This window comes from Chloroflexota bacterium (genome assembly GCA_034717495.1).
Lineage (GTDB): Bacteria > Chloroflexota > Anaerolineae > JAAEKA01 > JAAEKA01 > JAYELL01.
In genome coordinates this window covers 16,793-41,143 of the sequence record JAYELL010000047.1, presented here as the reverse complement: position 1 = coordinate 41,143, position 24,351 = coordinate 16,793, and the positions used below count along the sequence as shown (strand labels likewise).

At 56.6% G+C, this 24,351-nt stretch carries 22 protein-coding genes; 7 read left to right on the top strand and 15 right to left on the bottom strand.

The genetic code is table 11. The features are described 5' to 3' along the window. Nucleotides 1-196: 196 nt before the first annotated feature. The 3 genes from U9R25_09295 to U9R25_09285 all read right to left on the bottom strand — a co-directional run bounded on the left by U9R25_09295 (nucleotide 197) and on the right by U9R25_09285 (nucleotide 4,507). On the bottom strand, nucleotides 197-544 hold the full coding sequence (locus U9R25_09295) for a four helix bundle protein (protein MEA3336089.1): 348 nt from the start codon (nucleotides 542-544) through the stop codon (nucleotides 197-199). A 202-nt stretch (nucleotides 545-746) separates the two neighbouring features. Next, a complete protein-coding gene (locus U9R25_09290; protein ID MEA3336088.1) occupies nucleotides 747-2,138 on the bottom strand; it encodes a hypothetical protein in 1,392 nt (463 codons plus the stop codon). A gap of 32 nt (nucleotides 2,139-2,170) precedes the next feature. After that, nucleotides 2,171-4,507, bottom strand: a complete 2,337-nt coding sequence (locus tag U9R25_09285) for a glycoside hydrolase family 2 TIM barrel-domain containing protein (protein MEA3336087.1) — start codon at nucleotides 4,505-4,507, stop codon at nucleotides 2,171-2,173. Nucleotides 4,508-4,636: 129 nt separating this feature from the next. Here U9R25_09285 and U9R25_09280 point away from each other — a divergent pair, with 129 nt between their 5' ends. From U9R25_09280 to U9R25_09270, 3 genes are read left to right on the top strand one after another with little or no spacing between them, the layout of a single operon-like run. After that, a complete protein-coding gene (locus U9R25_09280; GenBank protein MEA3336086.1) occupies nucleotides 4,637-5,260 on the top strand; it encodes a site-2 protease family protein in 624 nt (207 codons plus the stop codon). 31 nt (nucleotides 5,261-5,291) lie between these two features. Next, nucleotides 5,292-5,831 (top strand): hypothetical protein, encoded by a 540-nt coding sequence (locus U9R25_09275; protein ID MEA3336085.1) that lies wholly within the window; start codon nucleotides 5,292-5,294, stop codon nucleotides 5,829-5,831. A gap of 30 nt (nucleotides 5,832-5,861) precedes the next feature. Further along, on the top strand, nucleotides 5,862-6,833 hold the full coding sequence (locus U9R25_09270; protein ID MEA3336084.1) for a prephenate dehydrogenase/arogenate dehydrogenase family protein: 972 nt from the start codon (nucleotides 5,862-5,864) through the stop codon (nucleotides 6,831-6,833). Nucleotides 6,834-6,851: 18 nt separating this feature from the next. On the opposite strand, the gene U9R25_09265 is transcribed toward U9R25_09270, so the two are convergent. From U9R25_09265 to U9R25_09235, 7 genes are all read right to left on the bottom strand, one after another. Beyond that, a complete protein-coding gene (locus U9R25_09265; protein ID MEA3336083.1) occupies nucleotides 6,852-8,174 on the bottom strand; it encodes a LysM peptidoglycan-binding domain-containing protein in 1,323 nt (440 codons plus the stop codon). Nucleotides 8,175-8,184: 10 nt separating this feature from the next. Next, nucleotides 8,185-8,967, bottom strand: coding sequence for a prolipoprotein diacylglyceryl transferase family protein (locus U9R25_09260; GenBank protein ID MEA3336082.1), 783 nt, complete (start codon nucleotides 8,965-8,967; stop codon nucleotides 8,185-8,187). Between the two features lie 17 nt (nucleotides 8,968-8,984). Continuing rightward, nucleotides 8,985-11,492: a sugar phosphate nucleotidyltransferase gene (locus U9R25_09255; GenBank protein ID MEA3336081.1), complete on the bottom strand. Its 2,508-nt coding sequence runs from the start codon at nucleotides 11,490-11,492 to the stop codon at nucleotides 8,985-8,987. 61 nt (nucleotides 11,493-11,553) lie between these two features. After that, entirely contained in the window at nucleotides 11,554-12,576 is a 1,023-nt protein-coding gene (locus tag U9R25_09250) for an ROK family protein (protein MEA3336080.1), read from the bottom strand. A gap of 44 nt (nucleotides 12,577-12,620) precedes the next feature. Beyond that, the gene (locus U9R25_09245) at nucleotides 12,621-13,256 is read right to left on the bottom strand and encodes a sulfite oxidase-like oxidoreductase (protein ID MEA3336079.1); all 636 of its coding nucleotides are present in this window, start codon (nucleotides 13,254-13,256) and stop codon (nucleotides 12,621-12,623) included. 30 nt (nucleotides 13,257-13,286) lie between these two features. Further along, entirely contained in the window at nucleotides 13,287-14,111 is an 825-nt protein-coding gene (locus U9R25_09240; protein MEA3336078.1) for an endonuclease/exonuclease/phosphatase family protein, read from the bottom strand. 2 nt (nucleotides 14,112-14,113) lie between these two features. After that, nucleotides 14,114-14,836, bottom strand: coding sequence for an endonuclease/exonuclease/phosphatase family protein (locus U9R25_09235; GenBank protein MEA3336077.1), 723 nt, complete (start codon nucleotides 14,834-14,836; stop codon nucleotides 14,114-14,116). Between the two features lie 844 nt (nucleotides 14,837-15,680). Between U9R25_09235 and U9R25_09230 the strand changes: the two genes are divergently transcribed. Further along, nucleotides 15,681-16,643, top strand: coding sequence for a zinc ribbon domain-containing protein (locus tag U9R25_09230; GenBank protein MEA3336076.1), 963 nt, complete (start codon nucleotides 15,681-15,683; stop codon nucleotides 16,641-16,643). Nucleotides 16,644-16,658: 15 nt separating this feature from the next. On the opposite strand, the gene U9R25_09225 is transcribed toward U9R25_09230, so the two are convergent. Genes U9R25_09225 through U9R25_09210 form a run of 4 tightly spaced genes read right to left on the bottom strand, consistent with a single transcriptional unit; the run spans nucleotide 16,659 to nucleotide 21,011 of the window. Continuing rightward, entirely contained in the window at nucleotides 16,659-18,314 is a 1,656-nt protein-coding gene (locus U9R25_09225; protein MEA3336075.1) for a ribonuclease J, read from the bottom strand. A gap of 23 nt (nucleotides 18,315-18,337) precedes the next feature. Beyond that, a complete protein-coding gene (locus U9R25_09220) occupies nucleotides 18,338-18,949 on the bottom strand; it encodes a hypothetical protein (protein ID MEA3336074.1) in 612 nt (203 codons plus the stop codon). A 22-nt stretch (nucleotides 18,950-18,971) separates the two neighbouring features. Continuing rightward, nucleotides 18,972-19,904, bottom strand: coding sequence for a phosphatase PAP2 family protein (locus tag U9R25_09215; GenBank protein ID MEA3336073.1), 933 nt, complete (start codon nucleotides 19,902-19,904; stop codon nucleotides 18,972-18,974). An 18-nt stretch (nucleotides 19,905-19,922) separates the two neighbouring features. Then, nucleotides 19,923-21,011, bottom strand: coding sequence for a M20/M25/M40 family metallo-hydrolase (locus U9R25_09210; GenBank protein ID MEA3336072.1), 1,089 nt, complete (start codon nucleotides 21,009-21,011; stop codon nucleotides 19,923-19,925). A 282-nt stretch (nucleotides 21,012-21,293) separates the two neighbouring features. Between U9R25_09210 and U9R25_09205 the strand changes: the two genes are divergently transcribed. Beyond that, nucleotides 21,294-21,770 (top strand): hypothetical protein, encoded by a 477-nt coding sequence (locus U9R25_09205; GenBank protein MEA3336071.1) that lies wholly within the window; start codon nucleotides 21,294-21,296, stop codon nucleotides 21,768-21,770. A 63-nt stretch (nucleotides 21,771-21,833) separates the two neighbouring features. On the opposite strand, the gene hutI is transcribed toward U9R25_09205, so the two are convergent. Continuing rightward, entirely contained in the window at nucleotides 21,834-23,123 is a 1,290-nt protein-coding gene (gene hutI / locus U9R25_09200) for an imidazolonepropionase (protein ID MEA3336070.1), read from the bottom strand. A 253-nt stretch (nucleotides 23,124-23,376) separates the two neighbouring features. On the opposite strand from hutI, the gene U9R25_09195 reads away from it, so the two are divergent. Both U9R25_09195 and U9R25_09190 read left to right on the top strand, forming a co-directional pair. Next, on the top strand, nucleotides 23,377-23,586 hold the full coding sequence (locus tag U9R25_09195) for a DUF4434 domain-containing protein (GenBank protein ID MEA3336069.1): 210 nt from the start codon (nucleotides 23,377-23,379) through the stop codon (nucleotides 23,584-23,586). A 10-nt stretch (nucleotides 23,587-23,596) separates the two neighbouring features. Beyond that, nucleotides 23,597-24,316, top strand: a complete 720-nt coding sequence (locus U9R25_09190) for a DUF4434 domain-containing protein (protein ID MEA3336068.1) — start codon at nucleotides 23,597-23,599, stop codon at nucleotides 24,314-24,316. The last annotated feature ends 35 nt before the right edge of the window (nucleotides 24,317-24,351 follow it).

The following is a 24,351-nucleotide window of genomic DNA, read 5'->3' as shown; positions in this document are numbered from 1 at the left end:
GATTACGGAGGGCGGAGGGGGCGACACGGCGGGTGGGGAGGGCGGAGGGGGACGCGGCGGGTGGGGAGGGCGGAGGGGCGACGCGGCGAGGGGGGACGCTGCGGGTGGGGAGGGCGGAGGGGCGACACGGCGAGTGGGGGACGCAACTTTTCGACCCTGTGAAGCGAAGTGGGCGGGGCTTTGCCCGGCCAGATTGTTATCGTCGAATGGTCCATTTCTCGGGATTCTTGCCCATGGTGACGAGTTGAGCAAGTATCTTGTCGTAACTATCGTCGATGGTGTCGAATATCTCCTGGTCAATGTAGCCACATCGCAGTGCGAATTCAAGAGAAACCTGAGTCTCGGCAGCTTCTGCCTCCGAATCGCTCAACTTGCTGGCGAAGTGCCTTGGGTATCGGCGTTTCCGCCATGCTTCTGCGATATTCATGCAAACCGATCGCGATGATCTCCGAACTTGATCAACCAATGCGTATCTTTCTTCGGCAGGAAAACTCCGTGTCAACTCGAACACCTGCATTGCAGCTTCAAATGCCGCCCGGTACACGCGTAATTCACGATAACTGCGAATATTCGGTATGATCTACCCCCTTCACTAGATTTCCAACTCCCCGCGTCCCAGCGTCTCCGCGTCCCCGTGTCTCCGCGTCCCCGCGTCCCCGTGTCCCAGCATCCCAGCGTCCCCGCGTCCCCGCGTCCCCGTGTCTCCGTGTCTCCGCGTCCCCGTATCCCCGCGTCTCCGCGTCCCCTCATTCCCAACTAAACCGCCTCTCGAAATTGGACATTCCTTTCACGCCATCGATGGTAAGTTGGTGATCGCCGGCAAAACTGTCGAACCAGGCGCTGTCCTCCAGTTTGGACGACAGGAGCCATGGGCAGAAGGCCAGCAGGTAGTCGGGCAGGGGCTCACCGTTGGAGAGGGTACCACTGCGGAACCAATCATAGGCTGCCACGTGGTAATCCCGGTGGAGCGGCGCGTCGATGCGCGGGAACCGATTGTCGTCGCTGGCGTTGTATTTCCAGCCCCCTTCCCCGGCAATCATAGGAGGCACGAAGCCCAGCCTTTCCCGGACGACATCGGCCTGATCCAAGAAACCCAGGACCGAATTGGCATCCTCGATGTAGTCGGGAGGGTGGTTCAACCCGTAGGGATGGGGAACCAGGAACATGCGATCAAAAACCGCATTACCCTGGCGACGCTGGATCTCATCGATGGCCGCAATCAGCCACTCATCGCTCACAAACTGCAGGCCCACATAGCCGCCAGCGTTGTAGACCTGCTCCACCGCATTGACAAGATTCTTTAGAAACTGCTCCTGGTCCATGCGCTTGTCGGGCCATTCGGCTGACAGGCTGGGTTCATTGTAGATCTGCATGTAGGGTTCCATACCCAGCTCGCGCAGCAAGGCGATATCCCGCCCCCAGTCGTAGTAGCGCTCATAAGGTCGCAGCATCTTGCGCCAGACAACCATGATGCCGGCATCGCGGAAACGAGGAGCAGCCTTCATGATCTGGTTTTCATCGGCATAGAGCATCAGGGTCCAGCGCATGCCCATTTCCTGAAGCCGGCGGACCTGCATGTCCAGATTCTCCTCATGATAGTAGGCTTCGGTGATATTGTGGATGCAAATGCCGTTGTCGCGGACGGGCCGGGGCCAGTCGGCCAGACTCAGGGGCGGAAGGTCTGCCAGGATCATCGGTTTGACCGTTTCAACAGGCTCGACCCCGGCAGCCCGAACGGTTGGTTCCGTCTCATCTTCTGGCTCTTCTCGAGTCGGTTCATCTGCCGGAGAAGGCACCTCTCCCAGCGAATCCCCCTGCCCCACACTGGGCAAATAGAGAGCCTTATCAGCTTCTGATTGCTGCTCAGAGGGTTCAAGGGAAAGGGGAGTCTGTAAGCCCAAGGTGGGGCTCGGAGAAGCCAGGGGTGAAGGTCCCATAGGCGCAGTCGGTGAAGCCTGCGCCGGCGTTTCCAATTCGGCTGGCAACGATGGCGTCCAGGGCTCCGAGGGGGCAACCGGCGCCTGAGCATTTTGTGCGGAAGGTTGTCTACCGATAAAAAGCCAGACAGCCGCCAATACAAGGATCGCCACCAACACGAAGGCAACAAGAGCGATTGTACGTCGTTGGGAATTCATCATGGGGCACTGCGACTCCTCGCCTCACTCTTTTCTTAACGCAATAGCCAATCAACCCCCTGGCGCAGGATTGTCGCCGTCGCGGGGGCAGTGCCACCATCCACGTGGCGCAGGTCGTAGACGTTTTCTGCCAACCGCCGGTTCCCCTGCCACAATGCAACCCGCAGTTCCCCCGCTGTCGAGGGCATCGCGATGCTCATTTTTCCAACAGGGGACGCCCTGTTGGCGCCGACCGAACAGGCCTGTTCATGCACCAGTTTTTCGTCGAGGAAAACCTCGAGCCGGCATCCTGCCAATTCCGTCAGGCGATCATTCACCAGCCATATCTCGCTCGTCAACTGATCACCCCTTTTGACTGGCTTCAGCGGGAATAACAGGCTGACCAGAACCGGCTGCATGATACGAGCCAGCACATCATAAGCTCGTTTCGCTTGCCCGAAGTAATCGATGACACTCCAGCTGATGGCGGGCCAGGGCTCATTCCACTGCCATAGCGCCAGGCCGCCGGTTTGTCCCTTGCGTCGCCGAACATGCTCCACCATTACCTGCAGTCCGGCAGCCTGGCAGCGTTGGCTGGCCCGGACAAAAGACTCCAGTGCCTCGTCTGCCGGCGCGTCACGGCTATCGGAGTCGCGAAACCATTGGGCATAGCGGGTCAGCTTGTCCAGGTCGGCCTTGTGGCGTTCCCACCCCGTGCCCGGTGGCCACAATTGCATCGCGGGCAGGAAACGCCGCAAGGAGTCGATGTGGGGAACAGCCTGCAGGCCAAACTCACTGACAAACGCTGCATGTTCCCCGCGATAGGCAGCCAGGGGAGCCAGTCCGTGCCAGACGTTCCAGTTGTGGGAGTCCCCCATGCTGGGCGAAGCCGAAATGAAGGGCCTTTCCGGATCCTCTGTCGCCACAACCTCAGCCATGGTTCGGATCGCCGGACGGTTACGCAGGGGACTAAACTCGTTGCCCCCACACCAGAGGAAAAGCGACGGATGATTGCGCAAGGCACGGACAATCCCGGCAGTTTCCTGACGCAACACCTCCAGATAAGCCCGATCCCGCGGCAGGTGATCCAGGAATACGCAGGCTATCGGGAATTCCTGCCAGACAAGAAAGCCCATCTCATCGCACAGGTCATAAAAGAGTTTTTTCTCGCGGCCGCCACCTCCCCACACTCTCAGGAAATTGAGCCCAGCTTCCCTGGCAAGCTGCAAAAGGGGACCATAGTTCTGCAGGCCTGACCGTCCCTGGAGGGAATCCACCGGTACCCAGTTGGCTCCCCGCAGGAAAAGAGTGTGTCCATTGACAACCACGTTCCAGGGTGCGCCATCGCCAGTCAACTCCCGCTGAATCCTTCGAACCCCAACCCGCACGCCAACCCTGTCCAGTACCTGTGACTTCTCAGAACCCTCTACCGCAGCTTCCCGCAGAACGATCGATACCTGGTATAAACAGGGCTGGCCCCGGTCCCATGGCTGCCAGAGGCGGGCCGACGGCAGAAGAACCTCCCGCTGATGCCTGCTCGATCCGGCTGGAACCTGGAGGTCCAAAGTGAACCGTTCGAGGATGTTGGATGTGTCGTCCGAGGGAGCGATGACAATCTCCGCCTGCACAATACGCGCACTGTCGCTGTTGAGCGTCAGGCTTAACTGAAGCCGGGCTGGCCCCGGATCGGTGATCGGCGCGACGGGCTCAGCCTCGACCTGCAGGTCGGCCAGGTAGACCCCGCGACAGATTACCAGGCGGCAGAGATCCCATATCCCCATGGTTCGCAGGCGGGGAGCGAAGTCCCAGCCAGAATGCATGGGCGCCTTGAGGGACGCCAACCGGTCGTCGAAGGGGGGAAAGCTATCCTGGGCCTTCGCTGCTATCCGGGCCCAGGCGGACTGCCACAAATTTGTGCTGTACTCGGGCAAGCTGTCGGATCCCCAGATACGCACGGCCAGTTGAACACTGGAGCGTTCACACAGGTTGGAAGGAAGCTCGACGATCTGGCGGCTGAACATGCCCTGATGGAGGCCAATCTGCTGGCCGTCAACGAAGATAGCGCTGAGATAGTCAATGCCATCGAACTCGAGAAAGGCCCGATCTCCCGGCTGCATGTCGAGAGGCAACTGGGTCCGGTACCACCAGTCAACGCCCTCCGTCCACCGGCTGGACTCCAATCCGTCGCTGAGAAGGGGATCGGGAATCAAGCCCGCAGTAAGCAGATCACTGCGAACGTTGCCTGGCACGGTGGCAGGCAACCACCCTGCCACGCTGGCCATGTCGAATTCCACATGCTGCCGGGAAGAGGGCCACGGTCGGGAAGGTACCTGGCTAAACATCCAGGTCAGTGTCGCCAGATCTCGGTGGCGTCGCTGCGGAATCGAGTCCATGCAGCGATTATGCTGCGGAATCCACCTGCGGTCAAACTGCGGCAGGCGGACCTGGAGGTTTGCTGGCTTTCGAGGGGATAGCTTGTGTGCTATAATCGCCGCAACAATCTTTGCAGACAGGATTCCCTTATGTTACTTGGTCGTTCCACCGAAGAGATAATCGCCTTATTGATCGCCCTTATCCCGGCTTTCACGGTCCATGAATTCGCCCATGCCTGGGCAGCCAATCGACTTGGCGACCCGACCGCCAAGGACCTGGGCCGTTTGACGCTCAATCCCCTGAAGCACCTGGACGTCATGGGCACGCTGATGGTTCTCATGGTTGGTATTGGTTGGGCCAAACCTGTTCCCGTGAATCCCTATAACCTGAAACACGGCCGGCGAGACATGGCTCTGGTGGCGGTGGTCGGCCCTCTTTCCAACCTGATTATGGCGGTCCTGGTGGCCTTTCTCTGGGGGCTGACGGACTTCGCTGGCGATCAACTGGTGAGAATGATACTGATCACCTTTGTCTATCTGAACATAGCGCTGCTATTCTTCAATTTGTTGCCCGTTGCTCCTCTGGATGGCTTCAAAGTAGCCTTGGGAATTCTCCCTGTATCCTGGGCCAACGCGTTGGCAAAGACGGCGCAGATTGGACCAATGGTTCTTTTTGGTTTGATTATCCTGGGCAGCTTCATCCCGGGTGTTGACCTGCTGGGTTGGATCGTTTGGAAACCGACTGAGGCTCTGGTCAGCATGCTGTTATCCTGATTGAACAGAAAACGGGGAAGCCGACAAACCAGTGGCGATACTGCAACGAATTAGCTACAGGATCAGGCAATTCACCGGGTCCTTTCGTCCCCGTATCAGTGCTGACGAGATAGCTTCGCTGAAGACAGTTCTGCCGGTTGACGCCACTACGCTCTTTCGGGAGATGATCCCACGGGACCAGCGTCACAGCTTGAATGTGTTTCAAGCCCTTCAGACTCGGGGATACCAGAATGCGGATCTTCTGGCAGCAGCCCTGTTGCACGACGCGGGAAAATCGATTGGCACCGGACGAAGATTACGGCTGCCCCACAGAGTCCTGATTGTTTTGATGAATACCGTAAAACCGGGCCTGGTTCAGCAAATAGCCAGCCCTGAACCGGATAGCTGGCGATTTCCCTTCTACCTCCACCTGAACCACCCCGACCTGGGCGCCCGTCTGGCCCAAGAGGCTGGCTGCAGCGAACGCACAGTGGCTCTTATCAGGCGGCACCAGGATAAAATCGATGCACCAGTGATCGAGGAAACAGACCGGCTGCTGGCCCAGTTGCAGGCGGCGGACGACATGAATTGATCCAGGCTTCAAAAGGAGAGGACCTTTGTCATGGCAAAACCCAAGATAACGATTGTCGGCCTGGGCTTGATTGGAAACTCCATAGGCCTTGGCCTGGTCGGCGGGAAGCGGGATTTCGAGGTTGTCGGTCACGATAAGGACAATAACGCTGCCAGTCAAGCCAAGAAGATGAAAGCTGTTGACAAAACCGATTGGAATCTGATCAATGCTACCGATGACGCGGATCTGATCATTCTGGCATTGCCGGTCTCAGCGATACGCAGCACCCTGGAGGCCCTGGCGCCTGAGTTGCAGCCGGGGACCGTGTTACTCGATACTGCCAGCACCAAGGGGCTGGTGCTGGCATGGGCCGACGAGCTGCTGCCCCCAGGAGTAACCTTCGTCGGCACCAATCCAATTGTCAGCAGCGAGGGAGGAGGTGGCGCAGCCGCAAGGGCTGACCTCTTCGACAAGGCCACCTGGGCCATTTGCCCAACCTCGACGACCAGTGAGGCTGCCGTCAAGATGGCGACCGACCTGGCAGAACGGCTGGGTGCGAATCCGCTTTTCCTGGATGCCACAGAACATGATGGCATGATGGCGGCTGTGGAACACCTTCCTGCCACGATTAGCATGGCGCTGATTTCCAGCGTCATGGGTCAGCCTTCCTGGGCAGAGATGCGCAAACTGGCCGGTGGTCAATTTGAGAATACCACCCAACTGGTCTCAGAGGATCCTGCCGTCTTTCGCAGTGCCATCGCGGGCAACCAGGAGCATGTGCTGCGCTGGATTGATACCTACATGGAAAACTTGCAGGCGTGGCGCGACCTCATTGAGGCCGGTGACGACGATGCTCTGGCGCAGGCCTTCGAAAGTGCGGTCGAAGCACGCCATCAATGGCAGGCCGAACGTCGCACCGGGCACTGGGAGGAGCCAGGATCCCCCAAGCCGGCCAAGCGCAACATGATGATGGAAATGTTTGGCATGGGTCGTTTTGCCGAGCGTCGCCAGAAAAAGAAGTAAGCGTAACCACCGCCTACCCTAAAATTCGTAATCCCGCAGGGCATCGTAGACGTAAAGCATACCACCCCAGCGACTTCGGCCATCGTCGGCGGCGATCATCAATAGGAAGGCATCATCGACACCGTCCGGCCCCCAGCCAGAGGAATAAACCACGGCCGTCACGTTGTCAGGAAAGGCGATGCGGTCGGCCAACAACTCTCTGCCATCCACAGCAAGATCGACAGCCACCTGGCCCGGCCCCAGGTAGTTGGCTTTGAGCTGCTCGATGGCTTCGTCAGCCCTGAGGACCAACCCTTCAGATCGATAGAAACCGATCACCCATTCATCCATCAAGAGCTCTTCAATCTGCTCATAGTCCTTCTCCTCGACCGCCTTTTCCAGAAGACTGAGTTGTTCCTCCAGGCCGGCGCCATGCAGAATCACAACCACCGAGGATAAATGCTCAATGGCGCCATCCAGGGAACTGAGGCTGTAGACCTGAACCCTTCCCAGCTGTGTCTCCGCGGGCAGAACGTAGTTGATGACAGCGGAGAAACTGCTGTCAGTATCCCTCACCGCGGCGTTGGTGATGCCGATCTCCTGCCCGGTCTGATCGAGGACCCGCACCACCAGGTCCTCCTGGAAGCCGTTGCTAAAGCCGCTAACTGAGAGAGGGCTGTCGACGACCTCGTCCGGGAATGGAGCTGAAATACTTATCGACTCGCAGCCCGTTGGGCAGAAGGCAGCCCCGCTTGCCCGCTCGGGGGCCGGCACGGCTTCGGGTGTCTCGGTCGCCGCCAGCTGCGGCGTGAACGTAGCGACGGGCGTTTCTTCAGATTGCGGAGTCTCTCCCGGTTGCGGGGTTCCCTCCAGCACAACGACCGTATCCTCCAAGGTTGGTGTTTCCTCGCTGCCCTCTTCAACCACAGGAATCATCAGTCGTTGGCCCGAAAACACATAATTGGGATCGATCAGATTGTTTGCCCGTATGATATCCAGGGTTGTGACACCATAACGAGTTGCGATGCTGCTCAGGCTTTCCCCTCGCTTGACGCTGTGCACCAGCCCCGTCTGCCCCTCTCTGGAGGGGATCACCAGCCGGGTACCGGTCCGGATATAGTTGGGATTGCCAATATCGTTCACGGAAATTATAGCGCCGGGGCTAACGCCATAGCGCGCGGCAATGCCATAGAGAGACTCCCCAGGGACGACAACGTGCACCTGAGAGGGTTGCTCTTCTGGCTCTTCATCCTGTGCATGGACCAGCGGTGCGGCAAAAAACGTCACCAGCAGAAAAAACACCAGCGTCAAGGCCAGCTGCTTTCGATCCCATCGTTGTTCTCCCAGTCGCTTAACCGACATAGTTACCTCCTCAGCAATGTGTCGTCGATGTTGTGCCAAAGACCGGCGATGTCGCCAGTCGTCGTCGGTAGATTGTCAACATAAGTCCGGTGGCAACGATCACCAGATCGGCCCACTGCGTCGCCAGCAGGGGACCCCAACTTACAGCCAGGTCACCACGAGTGAATGCAATGAAAAAATCGCCCAATCCAAGGATAACCAGAAATAACCCGGGGCGATCAGGCCAGCGCAAGGCAATTGCCAGCAGTGCAAATGCTAAAACCACCCCCATCAGCTGGCTTGGCCACCGGAAGGCAACCACACCATAGATATCTGGCCAATCGAGCGAATAAACCCGCTGGGGTGGCGCCACCGCCCGGCCATAAGCACAGCCTGCCAGCAGACATGCCAGCCAGCCGCCCAAATAGACCAGAGCAAAAGGCCCCATCAATGCCGACGCTAACTGCCATATGCGGCCAATCACATCTCCTTCAGTCCGGTACTTCCACCAGGCACCCAGTGCCAGACCTGTTATTCCAATCAATAGACCGCCATGAAGGGACAGCCCGCCGCTGGCAAATGAGAACACTTCGTCCGGACGCTGCTTGAAGTAGATCCAATTGCTGAACACGTGAATCACACGGGCCCCAACGAGACCAGCGAAAAGAGCAATCAATGCTGCATTCAGTCGTCCGTCCCTATGCCGGTGGTCCTCCCGGGCCAACCAGATTAACGCCAGCAGCAGGAACAGCCCCATGACGACACTATAGGTCGATATGGTTCGCCTTCCTAAAGAAAACAGGACCGGATACAAATTCGTTTCCCAGCGGGTCAATCCGCTGCATCTGCAAGGGCGGCGACCATTTGAGTGTGCTCGTCCAGGAGTTGCTGAGCCCGTTCCGGTGTCTTGCCTTCCGCTGTCACGCGAAACAGAGCGCGGTCCGGATCCGGGCGGGCCAATACCCACTCGTTCTCCGAGAGAAAAATCTTGATCCCATCGACAACCTGAACATCTGATCCGGCGTACTTCTGATGGAGTCGTCGCATCACGGTTCCTTTTTCGTTCCACGGACAATCCACCATTGAAGACTGGACATGGAAAGAGGGGAGGCTTGAGACAACCTCGGAAAGGCGCACGTTCTGCTGAGCCAGAAACTCGAGCAGCTTGGCCATTGCAAACATCGCGTCGGCAACCGGAACAAATGACGGGAATACATAGGTGCCGATTCCATCGGCTGCCATGATCACCTTCGCCTGGCTGCCCGCCTGCATCAGCGAGGCCAGGTCTACCCGGGTACGCAAGACACTGCCACCATACTTCCTGGCGATCTCCTCGAAGATCATCGATTGATTCACCGGAACAGCGATAACGCCCCCGGGATTGGCTCGCAAGGCCAGTTCTGCCATTGCAGCGCACAGGATACCATCAGAGACCAACGATCCCTTCTCATCGGCGACAAACATCTTCTCGCCGCCGACGTCCAGCCGGACGCCCAAATCGCTGCCCAGGGCAGCGACGATGGTGGCCAGCCGGCTGCACTCCTGTTCAAAAGACTCGCGCATCAGAGATATGTAGGAGGCATCGATTCGGGCACCAAGAGGGGTCGTATTGACCCCCAGCTCCTGAAAAAGCTCGGGCATAACCAGAGAGGTCGAAGCAAACGCATAATCCACGACGACATCCAGGGAAGCCTCTCGAATGGCGTTTTGATCGATGTGGGCAAGAAATTCCTGCTGGTATAGGGGAATCGCATCCAGCGCATAATCGATGGTTCCCACATCATCCAGATAGGCCCGGCGGAAATCCTCCCTGAAAAAGACGCGCTCAATGGTGCGCTCCTCGTGGTTGCTGAGATTCAGGCCGTCGCTTCCGAAAAATCGAATGTCGACCACCCGTTGATCGTGAGGTGAAATGCGAACGTGCACACCACCCGATGACGGGCTATAGCGCGTGTAGAATCGTGCCACAGGAATAGGAACGGAACGCAAATCGCTCACATGACATCCTGCGGAGGGCAAGCCCGAAATAGTGGCCCGTTTTAGCATCCGGGACCCGGGATGGGGGTCCCGGTTAATTGTTACGATTGAACCTCGAGGCAACGTAGCACCAAAAGCAGCACCCAGGCGAGCGGCAAATTCAGGTGTCAGATCCACGTTTACTACACCCGTCACACCGTAGCGCCCGAACAGAACCCGCCGGCCCTGCGACCCCCAGATAATGCTGGTTTTGACCACAGCCCCGGCGTCGATTTCCTTGCCTGGCCACAGCTTTATACCGGCGTGCAATAAGGCACCTTCGCCAATGAGACAACTTTCGCCGATTACCACACCTTCATAGAGCGCTGCTTTGGCCTTGATGCTGCACTGGCGCCCTACAATAGCTCCTCTCAACTCCGCATCCTCTCCAATATAGCAGTTTCGCCAGATGATGCTTCGGTCGATTTGAGCACGGTTGTCTACGATCGAATAATCCCGCACGACGCTGGGACCGCGTATGACCACTTTTCCCTTGACCTGGACCTCGTTGCCGAGATAGATCGGGCCGAAGAGTTGGGCATCGGGAGCGATCTGGACATCTCGCCCTACCCATATATCGCCGCCGATGTGGGTTCCGAGGGTAGCCAGATCACATACCCGTCCTCCCAGAACAGCATCGGTCGCGCCGCGGTATTCGGCGAAGTTACCGATATCGCACCAATAGCCGTGAGGAATACAGCCGTAGAGAGTCAGTCCATCAGACAACATAGAAGGAAACGCCTGGCTGCCCCAGTCATAGGGCTGCCCACCAGGAATCAGATCGAGGACCTCCGGCTCAAGGACATAGATTCCGGTGTTGACCGTATCCGATGCAACCTCGCCCCAACTTGGTTTTTCCTGAAACCGGGTAATGCGGCCTTCACCATCGGTTACGATCACGCCGTAGTCCCGCGGTTCCCGGACCGGGTGAAGCACGATGGTTGCAGGAGCATCATTTTTCCTGTGGCTTTCAACGATTTCCTGCAGGTTGAAGTTGGTCGCAGCATCGCCGCTGATGACCAGAAAGGTCTCATCCAGATGTTGCCGTGCATTGAGAACGCTGCCGGCCGTGCCCAGGGGACTATCTTCGACCACATAGGTGATTCGCATTCCGAGGGCACTGCCATCACCGAAATAGTCCTCTATCATGCTCGCCATATACTGCAGCGTGACAACCACATCTGTGATGTCATGCTGTCGCAGGAGATCGAGAATGTGAGCAAGAACCGGTTTGTTTACCAAAGGCACCATCGGCTTCGGCCGCCCCACCGTCAAGGGACGTAGCCGTGATCCCGCACCTCCGGCCATCACAACGGCCTTCATACCCTATCGAATCCTCCTCAAGACAAGATCACCCTTTGCGTTCAGCGCGGGTTGATCCAGGTTAGACTTCTCCGTCGACCATTTGGGCAGCAAGCATCGCTGCCCCCAGAACTCCCGCATAGTCGCCCAGGGTAGCAGGTGCAAACTTGACCTTATCCATATCGCGCTGCTGAAGAAAATAGCTGCGAGCCGTCGTTCGAATGGGCTCCAGGAAACTCTCTCCCAGGGCTTCCACAACACCGCCACCAAACACAAGCATTTCAGGATCCATAAAATCCACCAGGTTGGCTGACAGTAAACCCAGGTAGTATTGCGCCTTCCCAATTACCTCGATCATGACCTCATCGCCGGCCTTGACTGCCTTTTTGATCGTACCACTGGTCAGTCGATCACGACCGGAGGCGGCCATCAGATCACCAACCACCGTCGGCCTTCCAGCAGCCATGGCAGCGCGAACATCTCGCTCCATTGCCGTCCGGCTGGCCAGAGCCTCGAGACAACCTCTGCGACCACATCCACACAAAGGTCCGTCGGGCACCATGATCATGTGCCCAACTTCGCCAGCTGAGTAGCGAATCCCTCTGTGGAGCTTGCCATTCACGATCACGCCACCGCCAACCCCGGTGCCAACAAAAATCCCGACCATATGCCGGGTACCCCGCCCAGCACCCAGTTCATGTTCGCCAAAGGTACCCAGATTGACGTCGTTATCGACAATCACCGGTATGCCAAGGCCCTTTTCCAACAGGTCTCCCAATGGTACCACATCCCAGCCTGGCAGGTTAGGGGGAGCAAAGACAGTGCCGGTTTGGACGTCGACCGGCGCAGGCGCGCCAATGCCTGCCGCCAGCATATCCTTGGGCCTCACCTCCGAATCTGTGATAGCCTCGGATGCAGTCTCGACGATCCGGTCAATGACTTTGTCCGGTCCCAGAGAAGCCTGGGTCCTTTTTTTGGCCTCTCCCACGATCTTGCCGTCGGAATCCACAACTGCGGCCAGAATCTTCGTGCCGCCCAGATCCAATCCTAACAGGTACTTGTCTTGCTCCACCTTGGTGTTCGATCTCTTTTTGCCTTTGGCCATGTTGGTCCTCCTTGCAGTCTGACTCAGAGATCAATTCTGTCGATCTACCAACCGAAGCGCTCTTCCCTCCAGTAATCACCCTCCATGTGATAGCCATTGCGTTCCCAGAACCCTGGCTGGTCCGCTGCCATGAACTCGATGCCCCGAATCCACTTCGCGCTTTTCCAGAAATACCGTTTCGGGACAAGCAGCCGCAAGGGCCATCCATGTTCTGGCGTGATCGGCTGGCCCTCATATGACCAGGCAAACATAGTTTCATCATCGTTCAGCGCTTCCAGGGACAGATTTGTCGTGAAACCATGCTCGCAATGAACCATTACATGGCTGGCATCGAGAGAAAACCTGATCCCCAGGGCAGACAGAAAATCTTGCCAGCGAACGCCACTCCAGGTGGTATCCAATTTGCTCCACCGGGTCACACAGTGAATGTCTGTTGTGAGGGTCGTCTCGGGCAACGAACGAAACTCCTGCCATGTCAGCCGAAGCGGTTTTTTGACCAGCCCGGAAACATGGAAATCCCATGTTTCAAGGTTGATCTCAGGCACCTCTCCGTAGTGCAAAACGGGAAAGCGTTCGGTCAGAAACTGACCGGGAGGAACGCGCCCACCGAGATCGTGGTCGGGGCGCCTGGTGACCCGTTTGAGACGATCTACATGCTCTTGCGGATTCGTCGATGCCATAGAATTCTCCACCCTCTGGACTTTTCCTCGTCAGCGCCAGCCTTCGAAATCAGCGAAGACGGGCAGGTGATCGGACGCTATCGCCGTTTCATCGGTCCTCCATCGTCCGCAGGAACGAATCGCTCCAGCCATTGCCGGAGAGACCCAAACATAGTCGATCCGTATCACCGGTCTTTCAGCAGGGAAGGTCGGCTGGCGTCCCTCCTCGCCAGAGGCGCCAGCGTCGCTATAGCCCCGGCTCAGAATATGGGGAACGACCTGCAGGCCGTCAGCGACCATATGCGCTGTTTCCTGACGGTCCCTCAGATCATCCAGATCACCGGCCCGGCCCTCGTAATCCTGCGGCGCCAGCGCATTAAAATCGCCTAACAACAGATGTCGGCGTTCCCTATCCCGGTTCGTCCACTGCAGTACTGAGTTCAATTGCCGGAGCCGGACAGCTTCGCTTCGATGGTCCAGGTGGGTAACATAAACGGACAGGGGAGAAGGGCTATCAGGCAGAAGCAACCGGGCTTCCAGCAGGCCTCGCTGCTCGTGCCCTCCAATTGGCGTCAGGTGATGTCCCGCATGGGCCAGAATGTCGAAACGGGAAAGCAATGCATTGCCGTAAGAGGATAGAGGTGAAAATGCAAATTGAGGAGTGAGAGCAACTCCGAAGGCGTAGCTCATACCCAAAGCATCGGCAAGAATATCCAATGCTGTCCGGTCCGAGTCGGGCAGCGAGAATGGATGGAAAACCTCGTTCAATGCCACAATATCGGCATCACTGGCCTCAATGATCCGAAGCAATCGATCCAGGTTCAAGGCGCCATCACCGCCTCGCCAGCCGTGGATGTTGTAGGTAAGTAGTCGCATGACTAATGGCCAATCGACCAATCGAATTCAGCCAGAAGCGGCCGGTGGTCAGAAGCCAGGTCGACAAGGGGACCACTCAATGTCCGGCAGGATACAAGCTTCCCGGCAATGGGCTGAGGAACGAAAATATAATCGATCCGAAAGGGCCATCCGTAATAAAACGTACTTGCATCGCCACGACCAGCCGCCAGGAACGCATCCACATAGCCTTCTCTTCGAAGAACTCTGATGAGGGGAGGCGCAAAACGACGCATATTTGGGCCCGTTGGCCCCGGGGTATTGAAATCTCCCATCAACAAATGATTGGTATCGACCATTGATCGCAGTTGATCCAGGACACCTCGAATCTGCCAGAGGCGCGTTCCCTCAAAGGCATGGTCGAGGTGGGTCGAGTAAATGGTAAAGGCTCTCCCAGAGTCGGCGGTCGTTCGGGTAATGAGCAGGTTTCTATTCTGAGTTAAGGGAAAGGAGGGAAGAGAATAGTTATCACCAGACTCGATGGGTTGGCGGCTCAGAACGGCATTGCCTATCGGACCCCACCAGCCAGGAGTCTGCACAATGCGACCACTCTCACCGAACGCCCATTTCATTCGCAGCAATTCGGCAAGCTCGGCCAGAAGCCAACGTTCCTGAGAGTGGGAATAGACCGGATGCAATACCTCGTTCAGGGAAACGATGTCGGCGCCACTCTCCTCGATGATGACGGCCAGGCGCTCAACATCCATCCGTCCATCCATCCCCTCCCACATATGAACATTATACGTCAGAACCTTCACCTGTCACTCTCTCAATTCAATAAGATGGGTGGACTACGCAGCGGTGGCATTGTAATTCAGAAGAGCAAGTCTTGTCAACCACTCCAGGGAAGAGCTTTCACTTCTCTTTTTGATGCTTTTTACCCACCCCCCAGCCCCGTGCGCAGCCCCCAGAACGAAGCGATGGGCTTCCCAGGTTGGGAAGGGGAGAGGTTGAGGCTTGCAGAGAAGCGCCATCCAGAAAGCTCCAGGCAGCTCACCCGGTTATCCACCAGGCGGCAGGGAACAACCCGATGCGCGTGGTGGAAAAGAATCCTCCCAATAAAATTCATCTGTCGGATCGATTCGCCCGAGTTCAGCGCTATCTAGTTACGCCGATGAAGGCAACAACTAAATAGATTTCTCATCGCACAAAAAATGCCGGAATCGGAGACTGGAAGACCTGTGGATGACCAGCAACGCTTTCCCCTGTCTGTTAACAGAGATACGGGATAACGCTCCCTTGAGAGATATCCATCTCTCGTGTCCTTACGTCTCAGCGGGCCGACATGTTGTGCCACGAAAACCCGGTTTCCCTCTTTTGCACATTTCCACAGCCCCTACTGCTGCTACTGGATTCAATTAATAAAGAGAAAGGGTAAAGTAAAAAGGCTCTGAAAGACCGAAGCGACGGCTTCCGCCGGAACCGCTTCTGTCCTCGGGGGTCCCCGTCAGGATGAGCCATGTTCAGGGCAGAAAAGGTTGCAGATGATCCTCTCTACGAGTACAATGGTCGTTGCAGTAGAACAAGACTTCATTTTGAGAGGAAAAAAGTATGGCAACCAGGATCGTTGATCGCAGGCAACAGGGATTGAAATCCCTGGGGCTAATCCTTGCCTTGATCCTTCTTGTGATCCCAGTTACAGCACAACCCCTGGATGCTGAGCTCCAACTCTGGCAGATGTCCGTTTGGCCCGAGCATGACCAGCCGTCGGTGCTTGTCATTTATGAGGGGATTCTTGACGAGGGGACGGTATTCCCTCAGTCGCTTCGTATTCCGGTACCGGAGGATGCTATCGTCAATGCTGTGGCCTTTCGGGCTGAGGACGGAAATCTCTTGAACCTGCCTTGGCAGAGCGAAGAGACAGGTCAAGGGCAACTGCTTTCCTTCAATGTAGACTCTGCCCAATTTGTGGTCGAATTTTATGCAGATGTGCTCTCCTCACCTCCCGATCGCCAGTTCGATCTTTCCCTTGTTGTTCCCCTGGATAGCCAGGAAACGATCCTCAGATTTCGCCAACCTGCCCGATCCAGCGATTTGACGCTATCTCCTTCACTGGAGCCAGGCAGCGACTCTTCAGGCAATCCTGAATTCATCAAGAGTCTTGGGTCGCAGGTGGCAGGGGCAGAGGTGCCAGTTTCTGTCAGCTACGTCAAGTCGGATTCGGATCCCACGATACGTTCGGCGATTCCTGTTGATCGGGAAGGTGAAGTAACGACCGACGCGGCTTCCTCGCCGGAGTGGCTGCCATACGCCGTTGGAGCTATTGGCGTTGCCTCGCTGTTGGGACTATTGTTCCTCGCTCTGAACTTCCTGCGAAGTCGTCGGCAACCTACATCGAGACAGGCTCGGCGGCGAATGGCAAGAGAAGCAGGACCTCAATCCACCCAACCTGTGGATCGGTCGATATCTGTCGGTCCGGGCATCGATAAATTCTGTCCCACCTGCGGAGCCAAGTATGCTAGTAATGACCGGTTCTGTCGCGAATGTGGAATGCCGCGGCGGGAATCGAGCTAAGGTGGAGGGAGTGGATTAGACAATCACGACCATGGGAACCACAAGTGGCCTGCGGCCGGTCTGCTCGTAGAAGTAGCGGGAAAGAGCCAGGCGGGAAGCCTCCTCGATGCCTCGTTTGCTGACACGAGATGTGTCATCCAATGTTTCGATCAGGTGATCGCGGGCGCCGGAAAGAAGGTCCTGGGACTCTTTTTCGTAAATGAATCCTCTGGAGATAATCTCGGGCTGGCCCTCGACCTTGCGCGTTTCGCTGTTCCATACGAAAGCCACCATAACGAATCCGTGGGATCCCAGAACGTCGCGGTCGCGCAGTACTGAGGGCCCAATATCCCCGACCCGGCTACCGTCCACAAAGATGTAGCCGCCAGGAATTCGCTCCCTGATCAGGGCGCCATCTTCGTCAAATTCGAGTACGGTGCCGTTCTCCACCGTCAGGATGTAATCTTCAGGAACGCCGACCTCTTTCGCCAGTCTGGCATGGGCCTTCAAATGGCGTAATTCGCCGTGTACCGGCACAAAGTACTCCGGACTGGTCAGGGTCAACAGCAGCTTCATTTCTTCCTGTGCCGCATGTCCGCTCACGTGCACTGGCGCCAGGGGTGGATAAATGACTTCTGCACCGCGTCGAAAGAGGCGGTTGATCATCTCGGAGATCATCTCTTCGTTACCGGGAATCGGGTGCGAACTGAGAATGACGGTGTCTCCGGGAATGATCTTGATATCCCTGTGCTTGTTGGTTGCGATCCGTGCCAGAGCGGCTTCCGGTTGTCCCTGGGCCCCTGTGGTAATGATTACCGTCTTTTTTGGATCCAGGGACTTGATCTTCTCCAGCTCTATCAGTGTACCGCGGGGCACGTTCAGGTAGCCCAGCTTGCGAGCGATCTTGACATTCTGTAGCATGCTGTAGCCTGCAAGGGCAACCTTTTTCCGGTGCGCGTGGGCTGCGTCAAGAATCTGTTGAACCCGGCTGAGCAGGGAGGCGAAGGTAGAAACGATAATGCGGCCAGGTGCGTCCCGGAAGATGCGATCGAATGCATCGGCGATGATAGCTTCCGACGGAGTCCAGCCAGGGCGCTCGGCGCCGGTCGAGTCTGCCAGCAGTACCATGACGCCTTCAGCGCCCAACTGGGCCAGGCGACCGAAATCGGGGCTTGTGCCATGTACCGGTGAATAGTCGAATTTGAAATCACCCGAATGCAGAACCATGCCAGCCGGGGTGCGGATTGCCAGCGCAACGCCGTCGGGAATGGAATGATTGAAGGAGATTCCCTCTATCTCGAATGGGCCGAGGAGGAAGGGCTCGCCCGCCTTGATTTCTACCCGCTCACACTGCTTTTGAAGCTTGGCATCGCGTAACTTCCGGTCGATGAGACCCTGTACCAGGCGAGTGGCATAGATGGGAACATCCAATTCAAGGTCGTGGAGAAAATAGGGCAGCGCCCCCAAATGATCCTCGTGGCCGTGGGTGATGACGATTCCGCGAATCTGATCAACCTTGTCTCTCAGATAGCTCCAGTCCGGCAGGACCAGGTCCACCCCCAGCATATCGTTGGAGGGAAACATGATTCCTGCGTCGACGATCATGATGTCATCGCCATATTCAAAGACCATCATGTTTTTGCCGATTTCACCCAGGCCACCCAGCGGAATGATTCGTAAACTCTCAAGCATGTCTGTTACTCACTTTTCAGCAGCTAGCTATTCTGCTTCTCTTCGGCTACTGCGATCCGGTCGGCAAGTGCCGTACCGCTGATGATCGCTATGATCCCCGGGGCGATCAACAATAGAAGAAACGGCAGGGCAAGACAAATTGCTAACACGATTGCCAGGCCGAGCAGGATTAGAAACGTGAATCCCGGGCTGGCAAGGGCCATGATGGCTGCATTTCGCAGGATATCCAGCGCTCCAGGCGTTTCCATGGCTTCTGGCATGGGGAACACATACAACAGGATGGCGATCCAGGCAATCGCCAGATAAAGGAAGAGGATGACCAGGGTTCGCAGCCAGTTGTCCAGACTGTTGTAGAAGAAGATATTGCCGAAAATTACCGCCATGCCCACCAATCCTGCCAAACCCAGCTTCCAGCTAAGCCAGAAATGGCCAAGAAAAGATTCCTTGGCGTGATCCAGACCGACTCGTTGACCATTTCCCAGTCGGTAGCCAATGGATGCCAGTGCCGTAGTTGCGGGAGGCCCTGCCACAATCGTGACGACGGCCAGCCACCAGAGCAGGCTGAGGCCAATCATGAGAAAAAGCTCATCGTAAAGTGAGCGAAAGCTGGACCAGATAACTTTCAGGGAGCGCATGGCAAGGTCAATCTATGCTCTTTCAACTAAGGTTAAGGTCGCTGTCAGCCAATCGAAGGCGGATGAATAGCAGGGGTGCCAACCAGGCCACAGTGAGCCCGACCAGGCTGTAGCGAGTTACCCGGACTACGATATCCAGCGCCCAGGGTTCAAACTCGGGCAGCAGGGAGCCCGCCACATAGATGGAACCAACAAAAATGATGCCTACCAGATAACGAAGCAGGCGGCGTCCCACGGAACCATCCACGCGGAATTGAACCATCTTGTTTTCCAGGATCGTGCCGATGCCAACGCCGAGAAGCGTGCCTGCAAGGGTGGCAGCGGTTTCGTTCGGGTAATGGCCTGTCGCGTCGGTAGGCATCAGGAAGAGCATCGCCGATATACCGGCGATGATGACCATGACTTGGGATCGGACTTCCAGCTGTTTCCACCAGGCAGCGAGGCTTTCCTCGTAGTGCAGCCAGATCACCAGAATCAGGCTTCCAAGAATCCAGCCTGCCAGCACATCCTGGGGATAATGGACACCCAGGTAGACTCGGGAGAACCCGATCAGGAAGATGAGCAGGACTGCCAGCGCGGTGAACCACCCTTTTCGAACCTTGGCGGCCAGGTAACCCCACACGATTACCGCACCAGTTTGGGCATGTCCGCTGGGGAAGCCGTAGGTCTGCTCGTGGACCAGCTGGCGTACGATAGCTGGATTGGGGCGTGGCAGCCTGAAGATAACCTTGAAAAACTCGTTGGTCCAGGTAGACAGCATCGCCAGTACCGTCAGACGTAGCCCCCATTGACGATTGATGCTCCAGTAGACCAATGCCATGATAACAAGGAAGGCTTCAGCATTTCCCAGTTCTGTGATTGCCAGAAAAAAGGAATCCAGGGTGTCATTACTGATCGACTGGACTGCCAAAATTAGATCGGTGCCCCAGGTGTCGAGACCGAGAAGGTCGTCCATGTGGGCTGGTTCCTTCCGTTACGAAGCCAGTCGAGTTACTGCTTCAAGCAGCAATGCGGTGCCCGCTGCCATGTCCGCTATGGCGATATGTTCGTTGGCCGTGTGCACCTCTTTCATTCCTGTACTCAAGACAATGCATTGGATGCCGGCAGCGTTGTAGATGTTGCCATCGGTACCGCCACCGCTGTCGCTCAGCATGACCTCGTGCCCCAACTCCCGCGCTGCCTGGCTTACGATCTGGACAATAGGGGTGTTCTCGGGCACCCGGTAGGCGTCATAGGCGCGGGTGATCTCCATCTCAACGCTGGCGTCGTGGTTTTCTGCCGCCTGTTGGAAGGACAAGACGATTTCTTCGGTCAGGGCTTTCAGTTTCTTTGGGTCACGACTTCTGGCTTCACCAACCACGCGCGTACTTGCCGGGACGATATTGCGCGCCGTGCCGCCTGAGATGATACCGATGTTGCAGGTGGTTTCGGTATCTATCCGTCCCATGGGCATGGCAGCGATAGCTTCGGACGCTACGCGGATCGCGTTGATGCCCTTCTCGGGCTCAGCACCGGCATGGGCAGTCACACCATGCACTGTGAAGACCAGGCTATCCTGGCCGGGAGCGCAGACGACGATATGACCGGTCGGCCCGCCGGAGTCCATGATCAGCCCCTGTTTTGCCGAAAGTATCTTCGTATCCAGGTTTCGGGCGCCGTAAAGACCCAACTCCTCGCCCACGCTGAAAACAACCTCCAAAGGAGGGTGAGCAAGCCCTTTTTCCTTCAGAAGGGTCAAGACTTCAAGAATTGCCGCGACCCCCGATTTGTCATCGCCGCCCAGGATGGTGTCGCCGGAGCTGTAGATCACTCCGTCCCGTATGACTGGTTCGATGCCTGTGTCGGTGCCCACCGTGTCCATGTGAGCGCTGAGCAGCAGAGTTTCGCCTGTGCCCTCCTCCAATCGACCGATGAGGTTGCCAAGCTCGTCCCTCCCGGTTGTCAGCCCCAGGCCTTGCAGTCGTTGGGCCAGGTATTTGCCGATGGTTTCTTCCTGTCCGCTGGGGCTATCGATTCTAACCAACTCCAAAAAAGTGTCAACGAGTCGATCTGTGTTGATCAAGGGATACCTCTTTCAAATTGTCAATTGTGAAGGTTAATGACAGAGTTTCGATTATAGCACAGGTGCAGACCCACGCCAACGGTTCAAACCGACGACAGCAGCAATCCTGGTATTGAAGGCTGTTCATCCAGGGAGCGCCAAATCTGGAAAAGCCGATTCTTGATGTAAGTTTTGTCATAATTGTTGCTTTTTCCCGGCGCGAATGTTTGAATAGGGTCAAGAGACCCGGGGCGATTTGCTCCAAAAGAATTCCATTTAGGTCTAGTTTCAGGAGGTGAAACGATGAAAAAGGCTTTTCAGGTGGCCATGCTTGCCATGGCGATCATGCTGGTTCTGTCAACGGCAGCCTTCGCCGGCGGTCCTGCAGACAAGGCCACGGGCACGGTCTGGCGGACGGTATATGGCTCGCAGTGGGAAATGTCCTTCAATGCTCATGAGGCCAAGGGGAACCGGCCTGAAAAAGGGTATGTATCCACTTACCAGGTAGATCCTCCGGGAGGAACACCCTGGACGATCGAGGATGTTGAATGCGTACTGATTGAGGGAAACGTGGCGTATTTCGGCGGCGATACCGGCCTATCAGGCGATTGGTCCTGGCGCGCCATCAAGGTAATCGATAACGGGGAGCCCAGCGTGGACGAAATGGTCTACGTTCAAAACATGACGCAGTCAGAATTCGATACCTGGTGCAGCAACCCGTCCGATCCTTCAGGTACGTACGATGTGTACGCTGGTAACGTGAAAGTCCATACCCGATAGCCTGATCGATATTCAGCATCGGCAACGAGGATGCCCCTTTCCGGAAGCATCCTCGTTTTTATTTTAGATCACAGCCCCCCGTTTGATGACGGTCTCCACCAGGTTGGTGCCGAAACGATAGCCCAGGTGGCGGAAATCGGGAATGTCGAGGACCAGGATATCGGCCTGTTTGCCCACCTCCAGGCTGCCCAGGTAGTCACCGAGCCCCAGGGCGTGCGCGCCGTTGATGGTGGTTGCGCAGATTGCCTCGGCCGGGGTCAATTGCATGGAGCGGCATGCCAGGGAGATGATGAACTGCATCGACTCTCCCCAACAGGTGCCCGGGTTCAGGTCGGTCGCCAGGGCCAGGGCTGCACCCTGATCGATCAGGGTGCGGGCGCGTGTGTAACGATCATGTCCAAGCCCAAAGGGGGTGCCGGGCAGCGACACGGCGACCGTGTCGGAAGTCGCCAGGACCCTCAGTTGTTCGTCGGTGGTGCATACCAGGTGATCGGCGCTGATGGCGCCCAGTTCCACGGCCAGTGTCGAGCCGCCCAGGGGTTCGAATTCGTCCGCGTGGATCTTCAGCCCCAGGCCCAGGTCTCTGGCGGTTTCCAGTATCCTCCGACTCTGGGCCACATCGAAGGCCCCGACCTCACAGAACACGTCACAGAAATCGGCTGCCCGCACATAATAACCGCCATCGGGCGTTTCGACCCGGTACCGCAATTCGGCGACCGCAGGCAACATCTCTTCAACCAGCAAATCGACGAACCTGTCCGGGGTATCCGCGTAGTCCGGGGGGACAGCGTGAGCGCCAAGGAATGTGGGAATAAGGTCTAGCGGGTGCTGCTCGTCCAGGAGGCGAATGGCATCCAGCATCTTGATCTCCGTCTCGGTATCCAGCCCGTAGCCTGTCTTGACTTCAGCAGTGGTGGTGCCGTGCATGATCATGCTGTCCAATCGGGGAAGGGTTTCCTCTATCAGTTGATCGATAGTGGCGGCACGGGTGGCCCGCACGGTGTTCATGATTCCCCCGCCTGCGTCCATGATTTCCATATAGCTTGCACCGGCGATACGCATCTCGAACTCGCCGGCCCGGTCGCCGGCCCACAGGAGATGGGTATGGGGATCGACAAAGCCCGGCAAAACGACTCGGTCGGCGGCGTCGACGATGATGGCTGCTTCCGGATCGTCGACCTGTTTCAGCACCTCGGGCGTCGTGCCGGCGGCAACAATCTGGCCCTCAAGAACGGCGATCGCCCCATTTTCGACCAGCCCTGGGTCGGCCAGATCGTGGCCCCTTTTGGGTCCGGCGGGGCTGGCACAGGTCAGAAGTTGATGAGCATTCAGAATGAGAAGATCGGCGTTCATGGGGCGTCCTTTCGGGCAGGTCGGAAACTAGACAGGATTCAGTGACTGCATCATCGTACCACGCCGTTGCGCAGGCGTCAACGGAGGCGGGACTCACATTCAAAAGTGCTGCCATTTTCACAAAGAGTCTTGACAACAGGGAAAAGCCGTGATAATACCCTAACTATGCTGCCCATCTTGATCCTTTTCTTTTTCACCCAACGCACGTTTACCGAAGGCATCGCCCTGACCGGGGTTAAAGGATAAATCACAAATGAAATTGACGGGAACGTTTCTGGATGAAATCAGCCACGACATTGTCCACCAAAATTGGGGGCCTGATGAGTGGGATCGTGATTTCCAGACGATGAAAATGATTGGCATTGATACAGTCATCTTAATTCGTTGCGGACATAAACGGTGGCTAACCTATTCCTCCGAAGTATTGCAAAAAAAAGGAAAATTGTTATCGCCCGCCCATTGATCTGGTTGACTTGTTTTTGAGGTTAAGCGAAAAGCACGGCATGGCCTTCTATTTTGGCCTGTACGATTCTGGCCAGTACTGGCATCAGGGCGACTACCGAAAGGAGGTGGACATCAACCTGGCTGTCATTGATGAAGTGTGGGCAAAATACGGCCAACGCGCAGCATTCAAAGGCTGGTATCTCTCGCAAGAAGTAAGCCGCCGCACCGGCGGAATCATCGACATTTACGCAAAAATGGGCCATCAGTGCAAACAGGTCTCAGGGGGGTTGCCGGTACTGATCTCGCCCTGGATTGATGGAGTCAAGGCCGTCTGGAGCTTTGATGCATCCATTGAAAAAACAGACCGCATCACCCCCAGACAACATGAGCAAGAATGGAACGAAATCATGGCCGGTATTGCCGGGGCCGTTGATATTGTTGCCTTTCAAGACGGACATGTCGATTTCCACGAATTGCCGGAATATTTGGCCATCAACAAAATCCTGGCAGAAAAGAACCGGTTACACTGTTGGACCAACATCGAAACCTTTGACCGGGATATGCCGATCAAGTTCCTTCCCATCAAATGGGAAAAACTGCTTCTCAAACTGGAGGCTGCCCGACAAGCGCAGTTGGAAAAGGCCATCACATTTGAATTTTCTCACTTCCTCAGTCCAAACTCCTGCTACCTGCAGGCGCATAACCTCTTCAACCGCTACTGCGAGCATTTTGGGCTCGAAACCAGGTGAATATGAGGATAAAGAGGTGGTGGTCTATCTTACCA